A 16,822-nucleotide genomic window follows, 5' to 3' on the forward strand; every position below is an offset into this window, starting at 1 on the left:
GCGAATTAATCGTTTCAGTCGATACTTGGTGAGAAACTTGGATGATTGCAATCGCTTATCGTCGCTATTTGCCCAATGCCGCCAGAACATCGCGCGTAAACGCGGCAATATCGAAGCCCGATCCGCCCGCCGGATCCTCCCCGCGCCGCACGATGACAACATCCTTTGACGGGATGACGACCACATACTGCCCGCGATTGCCAAGCGCGGCGAAGGCGTCGTCGGGAATGCCGTCCATCCCGCTCATGATCCACCATCCCGCGCCATAGCCCCACTCGCCATCGGGCTGCGGACCGCTGGGGGCGGAGACGTATTGCACCCAGCCTTCAGGGAGCAGGCGCGTACCATCGGGCAAGACGCCGTCATTGAGGTAGAGCTGGCCGAGCCGCGCAAGATCATGCGCAGTGGACCAGACCTGGCTGGAGAGGATGTAATTGCCCTGCCAGTCGGTTTCCGCAACGGTGTGAAGCATGCCAACCTGCCGGAAGAAATCGGCAGGCGGATGTGCCTCGAACCCGTCGCGCATGGCCCGGATCGCCATCAGCGTATCGTTGTTGGCATATCGCCAGCTTGCACCGGGCATATGCACCAGCGGCCAGTCCGTCGCGCGCTCCTCCACCGTGGCACCGCCATAGTAAAGCGGATCGGTCCGACTCCCTATGGTGTCGGAGTAGCGGCCCGAGGCCATGCGCAATGCGTGATCTATCGTGATGGCGGCGCGCGGATCGCCCTCGCCCGCGCCCAACCCTGCCGGATCGCCCACGCTGGCCTCTCCGCGCTGTACGGCGGCGCCGACCAGTGTCGCTGCAATGCTCTTGGCGACAGACCATGTACGCTGCGGCACATCTGGGCCGAAGTCCGGTAGGTATTCCTCATCCAGCACAGTCCCATCGCGCATGACGAGAATCGCGGTGGTGCGACTGTCTTCACCGTAGGTTGCGTCGAATGCGCTCGCTGAAACGATTTCAAGCGCAGAGTCGGCAGGTGCGGAGGGGACAGGCTCTGCAGATGCCTGCGTAACAGCAAACACCTGCTCGCCTATTTCGGGAGCAGTGCTGCCGATCGGTTGCAGGGCGCAGCCCGCGCCCGGCGTATGAATGGCCATGCGGGCAGGCGTGTCGTCTGCCCACTCCACTTCAACGCGATGGACGATGCTCGCGCTCTGGACATATCCGTCGGCGCTGCTGATATCGGCCGCGTCCTCCACCGTCTCGGCCTGCCCGCGCCGCACGATGGCGTAGGGAAGGTCTTCTACGATGTCGTCTAGCGGTGACTGAATGCCGGTGAGTTCCCACTTCATCACGCTCTCCGGCGTGCGGGTGCCCCCGTTACGCTCTGCATTGGCAATCGCGCTGCAGAGGAACAGCGCCTTATAGCCGGCTGCCAGCGCGCGATCATACCGCTGTTGCATCTCCTCTTGGGAAATGGCCTGAGCGAAGACGGGAGAGGTTGCGGGAATGGCGAGTGACAGCGCGGTGGCAGCCAGGAATGCGGTGCGGATCATGGGACACCTTGTGACATGTGCAGCGCAAAAGAAAAGGGCCGCCGGATCGCTCCGTCGGCCCTTTTCTTTGTTCGGTTACGAGCGCTTACGCGTCTTCGTATTCGTCCTCGGTCATCACCGGGCCGCTGTCCTGGCCCTTGGCGTCCATGTCGCGATCCACCAGTTCGATGTAGGCGATGGGCGCGGCGTCGCTTGCGCGGTAGCCAGCCTTGATAACGCGGGTGTAGCCGCCGTCACGATCAGCATAACGCTCTGCCAGGACTTCGAACAGCTTCTTCAGCTGCGCATCGTCCAGCAGGCGGCTGTGCGCCAGGCGACGGTTCGAAAGGCCGCCACGCTTTGCCAGCGTGATCAGCTTTTCAACATAGGGGCGCATTTCCTTGGCCTTGGCCGTGGTGGTGAGGATCTGCTCATGCTTGATCAGAGCCGCCGCCATGTTGCGGAACATGGCGGTGCGATGCTGTGACTTACGGCTAAGCTTGCGGCCTTTAATACCGTGACGCATATTTCATTCTCCAGTTCGAAAAGGGCCCGTTTTACGGAAAGCCCAGTGCAGGCCGGAAAAACGGGGTCCGGCCAAATCCCCTGTAGACAAGTTATTCTGGCAAGTTAGCCGAGCAGTTCCTGCTCGAGCTTCTTGGCCATTTCCTCGATATTCTCGGGCGGCCATCCGGGGATGTCCATGCCGAGGCGCAGACCCATGGAAGACAGCACTTCCTTGATCTCGTTGAGCGACTTGCGACCGAAGTTCGGCGTGCGCAGCATCTCGGCTTCGGTCTTCTGGACCAGGTCGCCGATGTAGATGATGTTGTCGTTCTTGAGGCAATTGGCCGAACGGACGGACAGTTCCAGCTCGTCCACCTTCTTGAGAAGGTAACGGTTGAGCTGGTTGGTGTCGCTTTCCTGCGGTTCTGCAGCAACGCCGATCATGGCGCTGGAAGGCTGCGGGATACCGTCTTCGAAGTGGACGAACAGCGTCAGCTGGTCCTGCAGGATGCGCGCCGCATAGGCGATAGCATCTTCAGGGGTGACGGTGCCGTCGGTCTCGATGGAGAGCGAGAGCTTGTCGAAGTCCAATTCCTGGCCAACGCGGGCGTTCTCGACTTTGTAGCTCACCTGCTTGATCGGCGAGTAGAGCGAGTCGACCGGGATCAGGCCGATCGGCGCATCGGCCGGGCGGTTCTGAACGGCGGGGGAGTAACCCTTGCCGGTGTCGGCGGTCAGTTCCATGTTCAACGTGGCACCTTCATCGAGGTGGCACAGAACCAGATCCTTGTTCAGCACTTCAATATCGCCGGAAACGGCAATGTCGCCGGCTTTCACTTCGCCGGGGCCGGTGGCGGAAAGCTGCAGGCGCTTGGGCCCTTCGCCTTCCATCTTCAACGCGATCTGCTTCACGTTGAGAACGATGTCGGTAACATCTTCGCGCACTCCAGCAAGGCTGGAGAATTCGTGCAGCACGTTCTCGATCTTGATCGAGGTGATGGCCGCACCCTGAAGGCTGGCAAGCAGGACGCGGCGCAGGGCGTTGCCCAGCGTCAGGCCGTAGCCACGCTCAAGCGGCTCAGCGACAAAGGTCGCCTTGCGCTTCTTGTCTGCGCCTTCCTTGATTTCGAGGGTATTGGGCTTCTTCAGTTCCTGCCAGTTCTTCGTGTTGACGGACATGGACTTCCCCTAAAGGTATTTCGTGGCACAAAGGCCGCGGAGCGCTGGAACGCCGCGGCCGATGCGAGTGACTGGTTGCGGAGCGTGAGCCCCGCGGCAGGCTTCGATCAGACGCGGCGACGCTTTGATGGCCGCACACCATTGTGCGGGATCGGCGTCACGTCGCGGATGCTGGTGATGGTGAAACCCACCGCCTGCAGCGCCCGCAGCGCGCTTTCACGGCCCGAACCCGGACCCTTGATCTCTACCTCGAGCGTCCGCACGCCGTGCTCGGCGGCCTTCTTGCCTGCGTCGTCAGCAGCGACCTGCGCGGCATAAGGCGTGGATTTGCGGCTGCCCTTGAACCCCATCATGCCAGCGCTGGACCAGCTGATTGCATTGCCCTGCGCATCGGTGATGGTGATCATGGTGTTATTGAAGCTGGAGTTGACGTGTGCAACACCGCTTGAAATGTTCTTCTTGTCGCGGCGCCTTACTCGGCCTGGTTCGCGTGCCATCTGTCGTATTCCTCGTATCTGTAAAGAAGGAAAAAGCCTGGGAAATTAACCCAGCTTACTTCTTCTTGCCGGCGATCGGCTTGGCCTTGCCCTTGCGGGTACGGGCGTTGGTGTGGGTGCGCTGACCGCGAACGGGCAGGCCCTTGCGGTGACGCAGGCCACGATAGCAGGCGAGGTCCATCAGACGCTTGATGTTCATCGCGGTGTTGCGACGAAGGTCGCCTTCCACGGTGTAATCGGCATCGATGGTTTCACGGATCTGAAGGACTTCTGCGTCCGTCAGGTCCTGCACGCGGCGCGAGTGATCAATGCCGAGCTTGTCGGCAATCTTCACTGCAGTGGTGGGACCGATACCGTGAATGTAGGTGAGCGCTACAATAACGCGCTTGTTGGTGGGGATGTTTACCCCGGCAATACGAGCCACTTAATTCTCCATGCTCCACAGGGAATGCGCCAGTGTGACGCCCCTATCTCATCGCTAAACAAACCCGCCCCGATGTTCCGAAAGCAAAAACAGGAGGCTTGCCAAAAGGCTGCCGCCAGATTGTCACCATAGATACTATTGGACGAGTAGAGGGCGCAGATAGGGTGATTCCCCTCCTGCGTCAACAGCCGAAAGCTCGCATACAGAAACTTCTGCTGCGCGCGGGAGCATATGCGCTCCGATGTCCCTTATATACCGCGCAAGTGCGGCCTAGTCAAAACCCGTATCACTCGCTGTCGACAGTCTGGCGTATATCCCCGCCAAGCCTTGCCACCAGTCCGCCCAGGAATTCCGATTGCACCGCATCGACCGCCGGGGCCAGCTGTGCCGCAGGAATGCGCGACTGGCCGCCGGTAACATAGTCCCAGCTGATGCGCGTGCCCTCCCCCGTATCGGTATCCGCCAGTGTGACGGTGAGCGTTCCCGCCAACCCTTCCGCCTGCAAGGGCCCAAGCGAACCGGACATGCGCAAGGCCTTGCCGGGCATCACCATGATAACCCGCATGTGCTCCACAGAGCCTGCTGGCCAATCACCCTCGCCCGGAAGGTTCTCGCAAAAGCAACCGCCCGCCACGGCGTCGAGTTGCAGGTTATTGGAATCGTCGGACCAGCTGTGGCTCCACCAGCTTTCCGGGTGAACGAGCTCCTGCCAGACCTCATCACGGTCGGCTGAGACCACGGCCTCATCATGAGTGGCGAAACCGCCGGAGGTGGATGTAACCACCTCCGCAGCAGCAGAGCCGGAATAGCCGATGGCCACTAGGGTTGCCGGAATGGCAAGTCTTGCGAAACTCATGATCCCTCCTCCGAATGGAAGAGGGATACGCGAGGCTTAGCCTGACGCCAACACCTTCTCGATTTCGGTGGTCACCGCATCGATGGAGGCCATGCCATCCACCCGCTGCACCAGGTCGCGCTTGTCGTAATACGGCAGGATCGGCGCGGTCTTTGCGCGGTATTCCTTCATGCGGGTGCGCACGGTCTCTTCCGTGTCATCGGGCCGGCGCTTGAACTCGGTAGCGCCGCATTTGTCGCACACGCCTTCCTTCTCAGGCTGTTTGTGCCGATCGTGATAGCCCTCACCGCAATTGGCGCAGGTAAAACGGCCCGTCACGCGGTCCACCAGTGCTTCTTCATCAACCACCAGTTCGATGACGTGATGAAGCTTGCGGTTATGGCTGGAGAGAATCTCGTCCAGTGCCACGGCTTGTGCCTCAGTACGCGGGTAGCCATCAAAAATGGCGCCTACGTCATCGCCCATCGCCGCCAGCTCCGCGTCTATCAGGGCAGACACGATCTCGTCGGAGACAAGCTCTCCGCGATCCATGACTTCCTTGGCCTTGATACCAACAGGGGTCTGCGCCTTTACGGCGGCACGCAGCATGTCGCCCGTCGACAGCTGGCGCATCCCGTGGTGCTGCACCAGATTGGAGGACTGGGTGCCCTTGCCTGCGCCCGGAGGCCCCAAAAGGATGATGTTCATGAAACGCGAATCCCCTCTTTGAAGAACCTCCAGCGCTAGCCTAGCGCATGCGGCCCTTCAACTTGGCCTTCTTGATCAGATCGCCATACTGGTGTGCCAGCAGGTGCGACTGGATCTGGCTGATAGTGTCTACGGTGACGTTGACCACGATGAGCAGGCTGGTGCCGCCAAGGAACAGCGGCAGGCCCGTCTGTGCAATGCCCCATTCGGGGATAATGCAGACCGCGGTCAGATAGATTGCGCCGACCACGGTGATGCGTGTCAGGACGTAATCGAGGTAATCGGCAGTGCGCTTGCCCGGACGGATGCCCGGAATGAAGCCACCGTTCTTCTTCAGATTGTCCGCCGTATCTTCCGGATTGAAGACAACCGCGGTGTAGAAGAAGGCAAAGAACATGATGCCCGCGCCATACAGCAGCATGTAAAGCGGCTGTCCGTGCGCCAGATACTGGTTCAGCGTGACGATCACACTGCCCCAGGCGCTGCTAGTGTCCACGGAATTGCCCGCAAACTGGGTAATCGTCAGAGGCAAGAGCAGCAGCGAACTGGCGAAGATCGGCGGGATAACGCCGGCGGTGTTGAGCTTCAGCGGCAGGTGCGAGCGATCGGCCTGCATGCCGCCGCGCTGAGTGGCGCGCTTGGGATACTGGATCAGCAATCGGCGCTGGGCGCGCTCGAAGAAGCAGATCACCAGGATCAGAATGACGACCATCACGATCAGCCCGCCGATCAGCACGCCGCTGATGGAGCCGGTGCGGCCACCTTCAAACAGGTTTGCCGTAAAGGTAGGGAACTGGGCGACGATGCCCGCCATGATGATCAGCGATACGCCATTGCCGATGCCGCGTGCAGTAATCTGCTCACCCAGCCACAGCAGGAACATGGTGCCGCCAACAAGGTTGATGACCGATACGACGCGGAACATGATGCCGGGGTCGACCACGGCCTGCAGCCCGCTCGACGCGCCATATGCCTCAAGCCCGCTGGCCAGGAACCAGCCCTGGATCGCGCACAAGAACACCGTGCCATAGCGAGTGTACTGGTTCAGCTTCTTGCGACCGGCCTCGCCTTCCTTCTTCAACGCCATCAGGCTGGGGTGCAGCGAAGCGGCGAGCTGGATAACGATGGAGGCGGTAATATAGGGCATGACGCCCAGCGCGATGAGGCTCATGCGTTCCAGCGATCCGCCGGAGAACATGTTGAACATGTCGAGGATGCCGCCACGCGTCTGGTCGTACAGGGTTTCCAGGATCAGCGGGTTGACGCCCGGGAGCGGCACGAAGCTGAGAAAACGGAAAACCATCAGCGCACCGATGGTAAACCAGATGCGCTGCTTGAGCTCTGTGGCCTTGCTGAAGTTCGAGAAGCTCAGCGAGCTGGCGATATTGTCGGCGCGAGATGCCATGAGAAGTATCTTATCCTGGTAATTCCGCCGGTCCCTCCCGGCACAGGAAGGCTAGATAGGGACGCGCGGGCCCAATGTCGAACCCGCGCGTGCCTTTATCCTGTTATTGGGCGCTCTTCGCGGCCTTGTTGGCTTCGCGGCGCTCAGCCTTCTTTTCGTGCTCGGGCTTGCCAAGATCGATGATATCGACCTTGCCGCCGGCCTTTTCGACAGCTGCCACGGCACCCTTGGAGGCACCTGCAATGTTGAAGGTAACCTTGGCGGAAAGCTCGCCCTTGGCCAGCAGGCGGACACCGTCCTTGCCACCGCGAGCAACACCGGCAGCCTTCAGCGCGGCGTGGTCAATCGTGGACTTGGCGTCCAGCTTGCCATTGTCGATCAGCTTCTGGATCGCGCCGATATTCACTTCGGCATAGTCCTTGCCGAACGGGTTGTTGAAGCCACGCTTCGGCAGGCGCATGTGAAGCGGCATCTGGCCGCCTTCAAAGCCCTTTACGGCAACGCCGGAGCGGCTCTTCTGGCCCTTCTGACCACGGCCGGACGTCTTGCCCTTGCCGGAACCAATGCCACGGCCGACGCGGATGCGGGCCTTGCGGGCGCCTTCGTTGTCACGGAGATCGTTAAGTTTCATAGTCTGCACTCGCTTTCGCTTTGTTCGCGCCAAAAATTCAAATCTGTAAAAATGGAAGCGGCCCGCTACGCCAGCGGGCCACTACCGTCAAATTGTTTTGCCAATCGCGGCCCAATCGCGGCGGGGCTTAGCCCTCCACGATCTCCACAAGGTGCGGCACCTTGGCAACCGCTCCGCGAACTTCAGGGGTATCCTGACGCTCGACAACCTTGTGCATCTTGTTGAGGCCAAGACCGATGAGGATCTTGCGCTGGCTCTCGGGACGACGGATCGGCGAACCGATCTGCTTGATCTTGATGGTAGCCATTGATCTTACTCCGTGATCGCTTCAGCTTCGGCCTGGGCCTCGGCTTCGCTCACCTGGCCGCCACGACCCAGCAGGTCTGCAACCTTTTTACCGCGACGCTGCGCAACAGACTTCGGCGAGGACTGGTTGGTCAGGCCGTCGAACGTGGCGCGGATCATGTTGTAGGGGTTGGAGGTGCCAACCGACTTGGTCACAACATCGGCAACGCCCAAAGCTTCGAACACGGCACGCATCGGGCCACCGGCGATGATGCCGGTACCAGCAGGTGCCGAGCGAACGACAACGCGGCCTGCGCCGAAGTGACCCTTGCCATCGTGATGGAGGGTACGACCTTCCTTCAGCGGCACGCGGATCATCTTCTTCTTCGCAGCAGCGGTTGCCTTGTTGATGGCTTCCGGCACTTCGCGAGCCTTGCCATGGCCAAAGCCGACGCGGCCCTTGCCATCGCCAACCACGACCAGCGCGGCGAAACCGAAGCGCTTACCGCCCTTCACCACCTTGGCAACGCGGTTGATGTGGACGAGCTTCTCGATCAGCTCCTCGCCATCATCATCGCCGCCACGACCGCCGCGACGATCATCACGACCACCACGGCCACGGCCGCGGTTGTTGTCACGTCCGCCGCCGGGGCCACCACGACCGCGGCCGCCACCGCCACCGCGATTGTTGTCACGGGTGCGGGCATTGCCATCATCGGCCTGGGCCGGTGACTGGTTTTCGGCAGCTTCAGTGGTTGCCATGGTCGGCGTCGGGGTAGAACCCTCGTTCGTGACCTTGGTCTCTTCGTTGTTGTTGGTTTCGTCAGCCATCATCAGAACTCCAGCCCGCCTTCGCGCGCGGCATCGGCCAGCGCCTTGACGCGGCCATGGAACAGGAACCCGCCGCGGTCGAACACGACGGTCGTCACGCCAGCCTTCTTGGCGGCTGCGGCGATATCGCTGCCCACCTTCTTGGCGGCATCGACATTCGCACCCGAACCATCGGCGCCCAGCGTGCTGGCGGCGGCGACGGTGCGGCCATCGGAATCATCGATGATCTGCGCATAGATATGCTGCCCTGTGCGGTGCACGGACAAACGGGGCTTGTCACCCGAACGCTTGCGAAGCGCAGTGCGCACGCGGCGACGGCGACGTTCAAAGAGGGAAAGCTTTGCCATCTTACTTCTTCTTCCCTTCCTTGCGGAAGATATACTCGCCGCGATACTTCACACCCTTGCCCTTGTAAGGCTCAGGCTTGCGCCATTCGCGGATCTCGGCAGCGAACTGCCCGACCTTCTGCTTGTCGATACCCGAAATCTCGACCGTGGTCTGGTCGGGCGTCTTGACTTCCACGCCTTCGGGAACGTCCAGATCGACATCGTGACTGAAACCGAGCTGAAGCTTCAGCTTCTTGCCCTGTGCCTGCGCACGATAACCAACGCCGGTGATTTCGAGCACCTTGGTGAAACCTTCGGTCACACCGTCAACAAGGTTCTGTACGAGCGTGCGCTGCATGCCCCAGAACTGACGCGCCTTCTGCGTCTTGTTGATCGGGTCGACCTGGATCTCGTCGCCCTCGATCTTGTATTCGATCAGGTCGAACATGCTCATGGAGAGCTCACCCTTGGGGCCCTTCACGCTGAGCGTGCCGTTTTCGGTCTTGGCGGTCACTCCGCTAGGAAGCGCTACCGGCCTTTTGCCAATGCGGCTCATCAGAATACCTCCGCAAGCACTTCGCCGCCGACGTTTTCGTTGCGCGCTTCGTTGTCCGAAAGCACGCCCTTCGGCGTCGAGACGATGGTGATGCCAAGGCCGTTGCGCACTGCCGGAAGCTCTTTCGAGCCCGAGTAGATGCGGCGGCCAGGCTTGGAGACGCGGGCAACATGCTTGATCGCAGGTTCGCCCTCGAAATACTTCAGTTCGATACGCAGCGCAGGGTGCTTGCCACTCGCATCCTCGGAATAGCCACGGATGTAGCCTTCACGCTGGAGAACTTCGAGTACGTTTGCACGCAGCTTGGAAGCGGGCGAAAGGACGGAGTCCTTCTTAGCCTGCTGCCCGTTGCGGATGCGGGTGAGCATATCACCCAGGGGATCGGTCATAGCCATTCGTCAGGTCCTCACCAGCTCGACTTGGTCACGCCCGGAATCAGGCCCTTGTTAGCCAGGTTCCGGAGTTCGATGCGGTTAAGCCCGAACTTGCGGTAGTAGCCGCGCGGGCGGCCGGTGGTGGTGCAGCGGTTGCGCACACGGGTGGGGTTCGCATTACGCGGAAGTTCGGCCATCTTCAGGCGGGCCATGAGACGCTCTGTATCGTCGAGCGACTCATCGTCGGCAATTGCCTTCAGCTTTTCGTACTTCGCTGCGTACTTCTGAACGAGCTTCTTGCGCTTCTCGTTCTTGTTGATGGAACTCAGTTTCGCCATTGGACTTAAGCTCTCTCTTGCTTTCTCAGGTCAGGGAAACGGCTCACGCCGCTTCCTTGTCTTCGGCCTGCTCGGCCGGGAACGGGAAACCGAACAGCTTGAGGAGCTCGCGCGCCTCGTCGTCGGTCTTGGCGGTGGTGGTGACGATGATGTCCATGCCACGCACCTTCTCGATCTTGTCGTAGCTGATCTCTGGGAAGATGATCTGCTCCTTGATGCCCATGGCGTAGTTGCCATTGCCATCAAACGACTTGGGGTTAACCCCGCGGAAGTCGCGAATACGCGGCATCGCGATGGTCACCAGGCGATCAAGGAATTCATACATGCGATCGCGGCGCAGGTTAACCTTGCAACCGATTGGCATGCCGTCGCGCAGCTTGAACTGTGCGATGGATTTCTTGGCTTTCGTGATCACCGGCTTCTGGCCAGCGATACGTTCCATTTCCTCGGCAGCGGTCTGGACCTTCTTCTTGTCCTGGCTCGCTTCGCCAACGCCCATGTTGAGCGTGATCTTGGTAATGCGCGGAACTTCCATGGCGTTCTTGTAACCGAACTTGTCGGTCATCGCCTTGATGATCTCGTCGCTATACTTCTTCTTGAGGCGCGGTGTGTAATCAGCCATCAATCGTCTCCCCGGACTTGACGGCAACGCGCACCTTCTTACCGTCCTTTTCTTCGAAACGGACGCGGGTGGGCTTGCCATCCTTGGGATCGGCAACAGCGACCTTGGAGATCGCCATCGGAGCGGGCATCCGGTCGATGCCGCCCTGCGGATTAGCCTGCGAAGGCTTGCGGTGACGGGTCATCACATTGACACCCTCGACAACGACCTTGCCATCTTTCGGCATGACCTTCTGGACAGTGCCGGTCTGGCCCTTATCCTTGCCCGAGAGCACGACGACCTTGTCGCCCTTCTTGATCTTAGCGGAAGCCATCAGATCACCTCCGGTGCGAGCGAAATAATCTTCATGAAGCCCTTGCCGCGCAGTTCGCGAACAACCGGGCCGAAGATACGCGTACCGATCGGCTCTTCCTGCTTGTTCACCAGAACGGCAGCATTGCTGTCGAAACGGATCACGCTGCCGTCAGGACGACGAACGTCCTTGCGGGTACGCACGATCACCGCACGGTGCACATCACCCTTCTTAACGCGGGCGCGTGGCTGGGCTTCCTTTACGGAAACCACGATCACATCACCGACAGACGCGGTGCGACGCTTCGAGCCACCCAGTACCTTGATGCACTGGACGCGCTTGGCGCCGCTGTTGTCCGCGACGTCGAGATTGGATTGCATCTGGATCATCGATCCGGTTCCTTCTCAATTGGCTTGCCGAAACCAGTCCGGCAGTTCCTAACGTCTGTTACTCTGCGCCACCGGGGGTAGCTTCGGCGACATCGAGGTCGGCCTCCACTTCGGTGCCACGGCTGGCGACGAGACGGTCCTTGACCGCCCAGGTCTTGGTCTTGGAGATCGGTTTGGTCTCCTCGATGCGAACCTTGTCGCCAGTGACGAATTCGTTCTTCTCGTCGTGAGCGTGATACTTCTTCGAACGCTTGATGATCTTCCCGTAAAGCGGGTGTTTCACGCGGCGTTCGACCAGCACGGTCACGGTCTTGTCGGTCTTGTCGGAGGTGACAGTCCCGGTCAGGATACGCTTGGGCATTGTCTACTCCTTACGCTTTCGCTGCTTCGGATTGAGCGCTCTTGGCGCGCTCGCTCTGAAGCGTCTTGATGCGCGCGATCTGGCGACGAACTTCCTTCACCCGAGCCGGACCTTCCAACTGGTTGGTCGCAGCCTGGAAGCGCAGGTTGAACTGCTCTTTCTTGAGCATGGTCAGCGCTTCGGTCAGCTGGTCGTCTGTCTTGGTGCGCAGATCTTCGGTGTTGCTCTTGTCAGCCATTATTCGCCTCCCAGGTGCGAGGTGTCGCCGAAACGAGCGATGACCTTCGTCTTGATCGGCAGCTTCATGGCAGCACGCTCGAATGCGAGTGCAGCCACGGGGCCGGGAACGCCGTCGAGTTCGAACAGGATCCGGCCCGGCTTTACGCGAGCGGCCCAGAATTCAACGGAGCCCTTACCCTTACCCTGACGCACTTCGGCGGGCTTCTTGGACACAGGCACGTCTGGGAAGACGCGGATCCAGAGACGGCCCTGACGACGCATTGCGCGGGTGATGGCACGACGCGCAGCTTCGATCTGGCGTGCGGTGATACGTTCCGGCTCAAGAGCTTTCAGACCGTAGGCGCCGAAGTTCAGCGTGGTGCCGCCCTTCGCCTTGCCATGGATCTTGCCCTTGAAGGCTTTCCGGTACTTGGTTTTTTTCGGTTGCAGCATGGTTCTTTACCTCAACGAGCCGGACGGACGCCGGACGTCTGCGATTCCATCATCAAACGATCCTGCGAGGTCGGGTCGTGACCCAGAATCTCGCCCTTGAAGACCCACACCTTGATGCCGATGATGCCATAGGCAGTCAGCGCCTCGGCTTCGGCATAGTCGATGTTGGCGCGCAGCGTGTGCAGCGGCACCCGGCCTTCACGATACTGTTCAACGCGAGCGATTTCGGCACCGCCAAGACGACCGCCACACATGATCTTGATGCCTTCCGCACCCAGACGCATGGCAGACTGCATCGCGCGCTTCATGGCACGGCGGAATGCAACACGGCGGATCAGCTGATCGGCAATGCCCTGTGCGACGAGCTTGGCGTCGATTTCCGGCTTGCGGATTTCAACGATGTTCAGCTTCACTTCGCTGTCGGTCATCGTGGCCAGCTTGGCGCGCAGCTTCTCGATGTCAGCGCCCTTCTTGCCGATGATGACGCCGGGACGCGCAGCATAGATCGAAACGCGGCAAAGCTTTGCCGGACGCTCGATCACAACCTTCGAGATCGCTGCCTGCGGCAGGTTCGAAATGATGTGCTTGCGGATCTCGATGTCTTCCTTGAGCAGCTTGGCATAATCGCCACCTTCGGCGTACCAGCGGCTGTCCCAAGTGCGGTTGATCTGCAGGCGCAGACCGATCGGATTGCTCTTATGACCCATCTTAAGCCTCTTCTGCTTCGCGAACGACAATCCGCAGCCGGCTGAACGGCTTGAGGATGCGCGTGGACTTGCCACGGCCGCGCGTTGCGAACCGCTTCATGGTGACCGACTTGCCAACCGATGCCTCGGCAACGACGAGTGCGTCGACGTCGAGATCGTGGTTGTTCTCTGCATTGGCGATTGCCGATGCCAGAACCTTCGATGCATCGCGCGCCATAGCACGTTTGGAGAAAGAGAGGATGTTCATCGCCTCTTCCACCTTCTTGCCGCGGATCAGTGCGGCAACGAGGTTGAGCTTCTGCGCGGAACCACGAATGGTGGTGCCCACAGCCAGCGCCTCGTTTTCCGCCACGCGGCGGGGAGCTTTAGCCTTAGCCATTATCGCTTACCCTTCTTGTCGGCAGCGTGACCCGGGAAGCTGCGCGTGGGCGCAAATTCACCAAGCTTGTGACCGACCATTTCCTCGTTGACCGAGACGGGAACAAACTTGTGCCCGTTGTAGACGTTGAACGTCAGGCCGACAAAATCGGGCAGGATCGTCGAACGGCGCGACCAGGTCTTGATCGGCTTGGTGTTGTTCGCTTCCTGCGCTTCCTGCGCCTTCTTGAGAAGGCTCAGCTCGACAAACGGACCTTTCCAGACGGAACGTGCCATAGTGCCTTACCTCTTCTTCTTCGCGTGACGCGAACGGATAATCATCTTGTCCGTCTGCTTGTTCTTACGGGTACGGGCGCCCTTGGTAGGTTTGCCCCACGGAGTAACCGGATGACGGCCACCGCTGGTGCGGCCTTCACCGCCGCCATGCGGGTGATCGACAGGGTTCTTGGCGACACCGCGCGTCAGTGGCTTGATGCCCATGTGACGGCGACGACCGGCCTTGCCCAGGTTCTGGTTCTGGTTGTCGGGGTTCGAAACCGCGCCAACCGTACCCATGCAATCTGCACGCAGATAACGCTGCTCACCGCTGTTCAGGCGAACGATCACCATCCCGCGGTCACGACCAACCAGCTGCACATAGGTGCCTGCCGAACGGGCGATCTGCCCGCCCTTGCCCGGCTTCATCTCCACATTGTGGATGATGGTGCCGACCGGCATCTGACCCAGCAGCATGGCGTTGCCAGGCTTGGTGTCGACCTTCTCACCCGCAACAACCTTGTCACCAGGGGCAACGCGGTTGGGCGCGATGATGTAGGACAGCTCGCCGTCCTCATACTTGATCAGCGCGATGAAAGCGGTGCGGTTGGGATCATATTCGATCCGCTCCACAGTGGCTTCCATGTCCCACTTGCGACGCTTGAAGTCGATGAAGCGGTACTTCTGCTTGTTACCGCCACCCTTGCCGCGCGAGGTCACATGACCCTTGTTGTTACGGCCGCCGGTCTTGGTCAGGCCCTTGGACAGAGACTTGACCGGGCCACCCTTGTGGAGGCCGGTCTTGTCGACCAGGACGAGGCCACGGCGCGCCGGGCTTGTCGGTTTATAATTTTTCAGTGCCATCGGATCAGCCCACGCCTTCGGTGATGTCGATCGGGTCCTGACCCTCGGCGAGGGTCACGATTGCCTTCTTTTCGTCGGAACGCTTGTAGGGCTTACCCTTCCAGCGCTTGCTCTTGCCCTTCGAAACGATCGTGTTCACGTTCGAAACCTTGCGATCGAAGAGAGCCTCGATGGCCTCCTTGATCTGCGGCTTCGTCGCATCGTTCGCCACCTTGAAAACAACAGCGTTGTTCTCGGACAGAAGGGTTGCCTTCTCGGTGATGTGCGGAGCGAGGATCACGTCGTAGTGACGGGCGTCGATATCTTGCTTCTTAGCCATTGAAACGCGCCTCCAGCTTCTCGACAGCATCCTTGGTAAGGACCAGCATGTCGTGGTTGAGAATGTCGTAGACGTTCGCGCCAGCAGCCGGCATCACATCGATACCTGGCAGGTTGCCGGCAGCCTTGCGGAAGCCGTCATTCACGCTTTCGCCGTCAATGATCAGAACCTTGCCGTTCCAGCCATTCTTGTCGAACTGACCCTTCAGCGCCTTGGTCTTGGGATCGCCAAGCTCAAGGCTGTCGACGACGATGAGACCGTCCTTCGCCTTGCTCGAAAGAGCCATCTTCAGGCCAAGTGCACGGACCTTCTTGTTCAGCTGCTGCTCGAAGTCACGCTTGCGAGCACCGTGAGCTTTACCGCCACCAATGAAGATGGGAGCACCGCGGTCACCGTGACGTGCGCCGCCGGATCCCTTCTGTTTGCCCCATTTCTTGCCGGTGCGGTTGACGTCCGAACGCTCACGCGTCGGGCGAGCGGTAGCACGGCGATTTTCCAGCTGCCACGTCACGACGCGGTGCAGGATATCGGCACGCGGCTCAACACCGAAAACGGTATCGTTGAGCTCAACGTCGCCGGCGGCCTTGCCGTCGATTTTCTGGACCTTGACCTTCACGATCAGGACTCCTCGTTCTTGTCATTGGAATCGGCCTCGGGCGTTCCGCTCTCGGTTCCGACACCCGAATCCTGCTGCTGGGCCAGCTTTTCCTGCTGCTCCAGCGAGACTTCGGGATTGGTTTCGACGGCGCCACCGGCTTCGATCATGCCGGGCGTTGCGTCTTCGCTGGCAGTTTCGTCAGCGTTACGGCGCATTGCACCGGGGAACGGCGCCTCTTCGGGAAGCGGCAGCTTTACCGCATCGCGAACCAGCAGCCAGCCATTCTTCGAACCGGGCACGGAGCCACGCACGAAGATCAGGCCGCGATCAGCATCGGTACGAACAACTTCCAGGTTCTGCTGGGTACGCTGGCGATCACCCATGTGACCGGCCATCTTCTTGTTCTTGAAAACCTTGCCTGGATCCTGACGGTTACCCGTCGAACCGTGCGAACGGTGCGAGATGGAAACGCCGTGCGTCGCGCGCAGACCACCGAAGCCCCAACGCTTCATGGCACCGGCAAAACCCTTACCCACGGTGTGACCCGTAACGTCGACCTTCTGGCCAGCGATGAAGTGATCTGCGGTGATGGTTGCACCCACAGGAAGCAGGCCATCCTCGTTCTCGACGCGGAATTCGGCAACTTTCATCTTCAGGCCGACATTGGCCTTGGCGAAAGCTTCACGCTGCGGCTTGGAAACATTCTTCTGCTTCGCATCGCCAGCACCGAGATGAACTGAAAAATAGCCGTCGCGATCGGCTGTGCAATTTCCGGTGACCTGACAACCTTCAAGCGACAGAACGGTCACGGGAACGTGACGTCCATCCTCCTGAAACAGGCGGGTCATCCCGACTTTTTTCGCGATCACGCCACTGCGCATGACCTAAACTCCTTACAGAGGCACAAGAGGACCATTCCCCAGGTGCTTGCAGCCCAATTTTTCGATACGTCGCCCCGTCCGGGCTGAATTGCTCGCACGGCAGTT

General features: G+C 60.2%; 28 protein-coding genes. All 28 read right to left on the reverse strand.

All coding sequences use genetic code 11. From position 1 onward, the window contains the following. Window positions 1-64: 64 nt before the first annotated feature. The 28 genes from GRF63_RS10775 to rplC all read right to left on the reverse strand — a co-directional run bounded on the left by GRF63_RS10775 (window position 65) and on the right by rplC (window position 16,717). Complete coding sequence (locus GRF63_RS10775; RefSeq protein WP_160485992.1) at window positions 65-1,504, reverse strand: serine hydrolase domain-containing protein; 1,440 nt, start codon at window positions 1,502-1,504, stop codon at window positions 65-67. Between the two features lie 85 nt (window positions 1,505-1,589). Continuing rightward, window positions 1,590-2,009, reverse strand: a complete 420-nt coding sequence (gene rplQ / locus GRF63_RS10780; RefSeq protein WP_160485993.1) for a 50S ribosomal protein L17 — start codon at window positions 2,007-2,009, stop codon at window positions 1,590-1,592. A gap of 104 nt (window positions 2,010-2,113) precedes the next feature. Beyond that, on the reverse strand, window positions 2,114-3,169 hold the full coding sequence (locus GRF63_RS10785) for a DNA-directed RNA polymerase subunit alpha (protein WP_160485994.1): 1,056 nt from the start codon (window positions 3,167-3,169) through the stop codon (window positions 2,114-2,116). A 107-nt stretch (window positions 3,170-3,276) separates the two neighbouring features. Continuing rightward, window positions 3,277-3,666 carry a 30S ribosomal protein S11 gene (rpsK, locus tag GRF63_RS10790; RefSeq protein WP_160485995.1) on the reverse strand — a complete coding sequence of 130 codons (390 nt, stop codon included), beginning with the start codon at window positions 3,664-3,666 and terminating at the stop codon, window positions 3,277-3,279. Window positions 3,667-3,721: 55 nt separating this feature from the next. After that, window positions 3,722-4,090, reverse strand: a complete 369-nt coding sequence (rpsM, locus tag GRF63_RS10795) for a 30S ribosomal protein S13 (protein ID WP_160485996.1) — start codon at window positions 4,088-4,090, stop codon at window positions 3,722-3,724. 286 nt (window positions 4,091-4,376) lie between these two features. Beyond that, on the reverse strand, window positions 4,377-4,946 hold the full coding sequence (locus GRF63_RS10800; protein WP_160485997.1) for a hypothetical protein: 570 nt from the start codon (window positions 4,944-4,946) through the stop codon (window positions 4,377-4,379). A gap of 36 nt (window positions 4,947-4,982) precedes the next feature. Beyond that, window positions 4,983-5,633 carry an adenylate kinase gene (locus tag GRF63_RS10805; protein ID WP_160485998.1) on the reverse strand — a complete coding sequence of 217 codons (651 nt, stop codon included), beginning with the start codon at window positions 5,631-5,633 and terminating at the stop codon, window positions 4,983-4,985. A 40-nt stretch (window positions 5,634-5,673) separates the two neighbouring features. Next, on the reverse strand, window positions 5,674-7,038 hold the full coding sequence (gene secY, locus GRF63_RS10810; protein ID WP_160485999.1) for a preprotein translocase subunit SecY: 1,365 nt from the start codon (window positions 7,036-7,038) through the stop codon (window positions 5,674-5,676). A gap of 103 nt (window positions 7,039-7,141) precedes the next feature. Further along, the gene (rplO, locus tag GRF63_RS10815) at window positions 7,142-7,669 is read right to left on the reverse strand and encodes a 50S ribosomal protein L15 (RefSeq protein WP_160486000.1); all 528 of its coding nucleotides are present in this window, start codon (window positions 7,667-7,669) and stop codon (window positions 7,142-7,144) included. 127 nt (window positions 7,670-7,796) lie between these two features. After that, complete coding sequence (gene rpmD, locus GRF63_RS10820; protein ID WP_160486001.1) at window positions 7,797-7,976, reverse strand: 50S ribosomal protein L30; 180 nt, start codon at window positions 7,974-7,976, stop codon at window positions 7,797-7,799. Window positions 7,977-7,981: 5 nt separating this feature from the next. Next, window positions 7,982-8,788 carry a 30S ribosomal protein S5 gene (gene rpsE, locus GRF63_RS10825; RefSeq protein WP_237392417.1) on the reverse strand — a complete coding sequence of 269 codons (807 nt, stop codon included), beginning with the start codon at window positions 8,786-8,788 and terminating at the stop codon, window positions 7,982-7,984. Then, window positions 8,788-9,132, reverse strand: coding sequence for a 50S ribosomal protein L18 (rplR, locus tag GRF63_RS10830; RefSeq protein WP_160486002.1), 345 nt, complete (start codon window positions 9,130-9,132; stop codon window positions 8,788-8,790). The genes rpsE and rplR overlap by 1 nt, the downstream gene beginning before the upstream one ends. Window position 9,133: 1 nt before the next feature. Further along, window positions 9,134-9,667 (reverse strand): 50S ribosomal protein L6, encoded by a 534-nt coding sequence (gene rplF, locus GRF63_RS10835; RefSeq protein ID WP_160486003.1) that lies wholly within the window; start codon window positions 9,665-9,667, stop codon window positions 9,134-9,136. Beyond that, the gene (gene rpsH, locus GRF63_RS10840; RefSeq protein ID WP_160486004.1) at window positions 9,667-10,062 is read right to left on the reverse strand and encodes a 30S ribosomal protein S8; all 396 of its coding nucleotides are present in this window, start codon (window positions 10,060-10,062) and stop codon (window positions 9,667-9,669) included. Before rpsH ends, rplF begins: the two co-directional genes overlap by 1 nt. An 11-nt stretch (window positions 10,063-10,073) precedes the next feature. Next, the gene (gene rpsN / locus GRF63_RS10845; protein WP_160486005.1) at window positions 10,074-10,379 is read right to left on the reverse strand and encodes a 30S ribosomal protein S14; all 306 of its coding nucleotides are present in this window, start codon (window positions 10,377-10,379) and stop codon (window positions 10,074-10,076) included. A gap of 43 nt (window positions 10,380-10,422) precedes the next feature. Next, the gene (gene rplE / locus GRF63_RS10850) at window positions 10,423-11,001 is read right to left on the reverse strand and encodes a 50S ribosomal protein L5 (protein ID WP_202131678.1); all 579 of its coding nucleotides are present in this window, start codon (window positions 10,999-11,001) and stop codon (window positions 10,423-10,425) included. Beyond that, window positions 10,994-11,314 (reverse strand): 50S ribosomal protein L24, encoded by a 321-nt coding sequence (gene rplX, locus GRF63_RS10855; RefSeq protein WP_160486007.1) that lies wholly within the window; start codon window positions 11,312-11,314, stop codon window positions 10,994-10,996. The genes rplE and rplX overlap by 8 nt, the downstream gene beginning before the upstream one ends. Continuing rightward, complete coding sequence (gene rplN, locus GRF63_RS10860; RefSeq protein ID WP_160486008.1) at window positions 11,314-11,682, reverse strand: 50S ribosomal protein L14; 369 nt, start codon at window positions 11,680-11,682, stop codon at window positions 11,314-11,316. Before rplN ends, rplX begins: the two co-directional genes overlap by 1 nt. Window positions 11,683-11,740: 58 nt before the next feature. Beyond that, the gene (gene rpsQ, locus GRF63_RS10865) at window positions 11,741-12,043 is read right to left on the reverse strand and encodes a 30S ribosomal protein S17 (protein WP_160486009.1); all 303 of its coding nucleotides are present in this window, start codon (window positions 12,041-12,043) and stop codon (window positions 11,741-11,743) included. Between the two features lie 10 nt (window positions 12,044-12,053). Next, window positions 12,054-12,281 carry a 50S ribosomal protein L29 gene (gene rpmC, locus GRF63_RS10870; RefSeq protein WP_160486010.1) on the reverse strand — a complete coding sequence of 76 codons (228 nt, stop codon included), beginning with the start codon at window positions 12,279-12,281 and terminating at the stop codon, window positions 12,054-12,056. Continuing rightward, a complete protein-coding gene (gene rplP / locus GRF63_RS10875) occupies window positions 12,281-12,715 on the reverse strand; it encodes a 50S ribosomal protein L16 (protein WP_160486011.1) in 435 nt (144 codons plus the stop codon). Before rplP ends, rpmC begins: the two co-directional genes overlap by 1 nt. An 11-nt stretch (window positions 12,716-12,726) precedes the next feature. Next, window positions 12,727-13,422: a 30S ribosomal protein S3 gene (gene rpsC, locus GRF63_RS10880; RefSeq protein WP_160486012.1), complete on the reverse strand. Its 696-nt coding sequence runs from the start codon at window positions 13,420-13,422 to the stop codon at window positions 12,727-12,729. Between the two features lies 1 nt (window position 13,423). Continuing rightward, complete coding sequence (gene rplV, locus GRF63_RS10885; protein ID WP_160486013.1) at window positions 13,424-13,801, reverse strand: 50S ribosomal protein L22; 378 nt, start codon at window positions 13,799-13,801, stop codon at window positions 13,424-13,426. Next, window positions 13,801-14,076 (reverse strand): 30S ribosomal protein S19, encoded by a 276-nt coding sequence (rpsS, locus tag GRF63_RS10890; RefSeq protein WP_120078135.1) that lies wholly within the window; start codon window positions 14,074-14,076, stop codon window positions 13,801-13,803. The genes rplV and rpsS overlap by 1 nt, the downstream gene beginning before the upstream one ends. 6 nt (window positions 14,077-14,082) lie before the next feature. Further along, window positions 14,083-14,919 (reverse strand): 50S ribosomal protein L2, encoded by an 837-nt coding sequence (gene rplB / locus GRF63_RS10895; RefSeq protein ID WP_160486014.1) that lies wholly within the window; start codon window positions 14,917-14,919, stop codon window positions 14,083-14,085. A gap of 4 nt (window positions 14,920-14,923) precedes the next feature. Further along, window positions 14,924-15,238 carry a 50S ribosomal protein L23 gene (locus tag GRF63_RS10900; RefSeq protein WP_160486015.1) on the reverse strand — a complete coding sequence of 105 codons (315 nt, stop codon included), beginning with the start codon at window positions 15,236-15,238 and terminating at the stop codon, window positions 14,924-14,926. Next, window positions 15,231-15,854 (reverse strand): 50S ribosomal protein L4, encoded by a 624-nt coding sequence (gene rplD / locus GRF63_RS10905; protein WP_160486016.1) that lies wholly within the window; start codon window positions 15,852-15,854, stop codon window positions 15,231-15,233. The genes GRF63_RS10900 and rplD overlap by 8 nt, the downstream gene beginning before the upstream one ends. 2 nt (window positions 15,855-15,856) lie before the next feature. Further along, on the reverse strand, window positions 15,857-16,717 hold the full coding sequence (gene rplC, locus GRF63_RS10910; protein WP_160486017.1) for a 50S ribosomal protein L3: 861 nt from the start codon (window positions 16,715-16,717) through the stop codon (window positions 15,857-15,859). Between the last annotated feature and the right edge of the window lie 105 nt (window positions 16,718-16,822).

The sequence above is a fragment of the Aurantiacibacter rhizosphaerae genome, from assembly GCF_009807005.1.
Classification (GTDB): Bacteria; Pseudomonadota; Alphaproteobacteria; order Sphingomonadales; family Sphingomonadaceae; genus Alteraurantiacibacter; species Alteraurantiacibacter rhizosphaerae.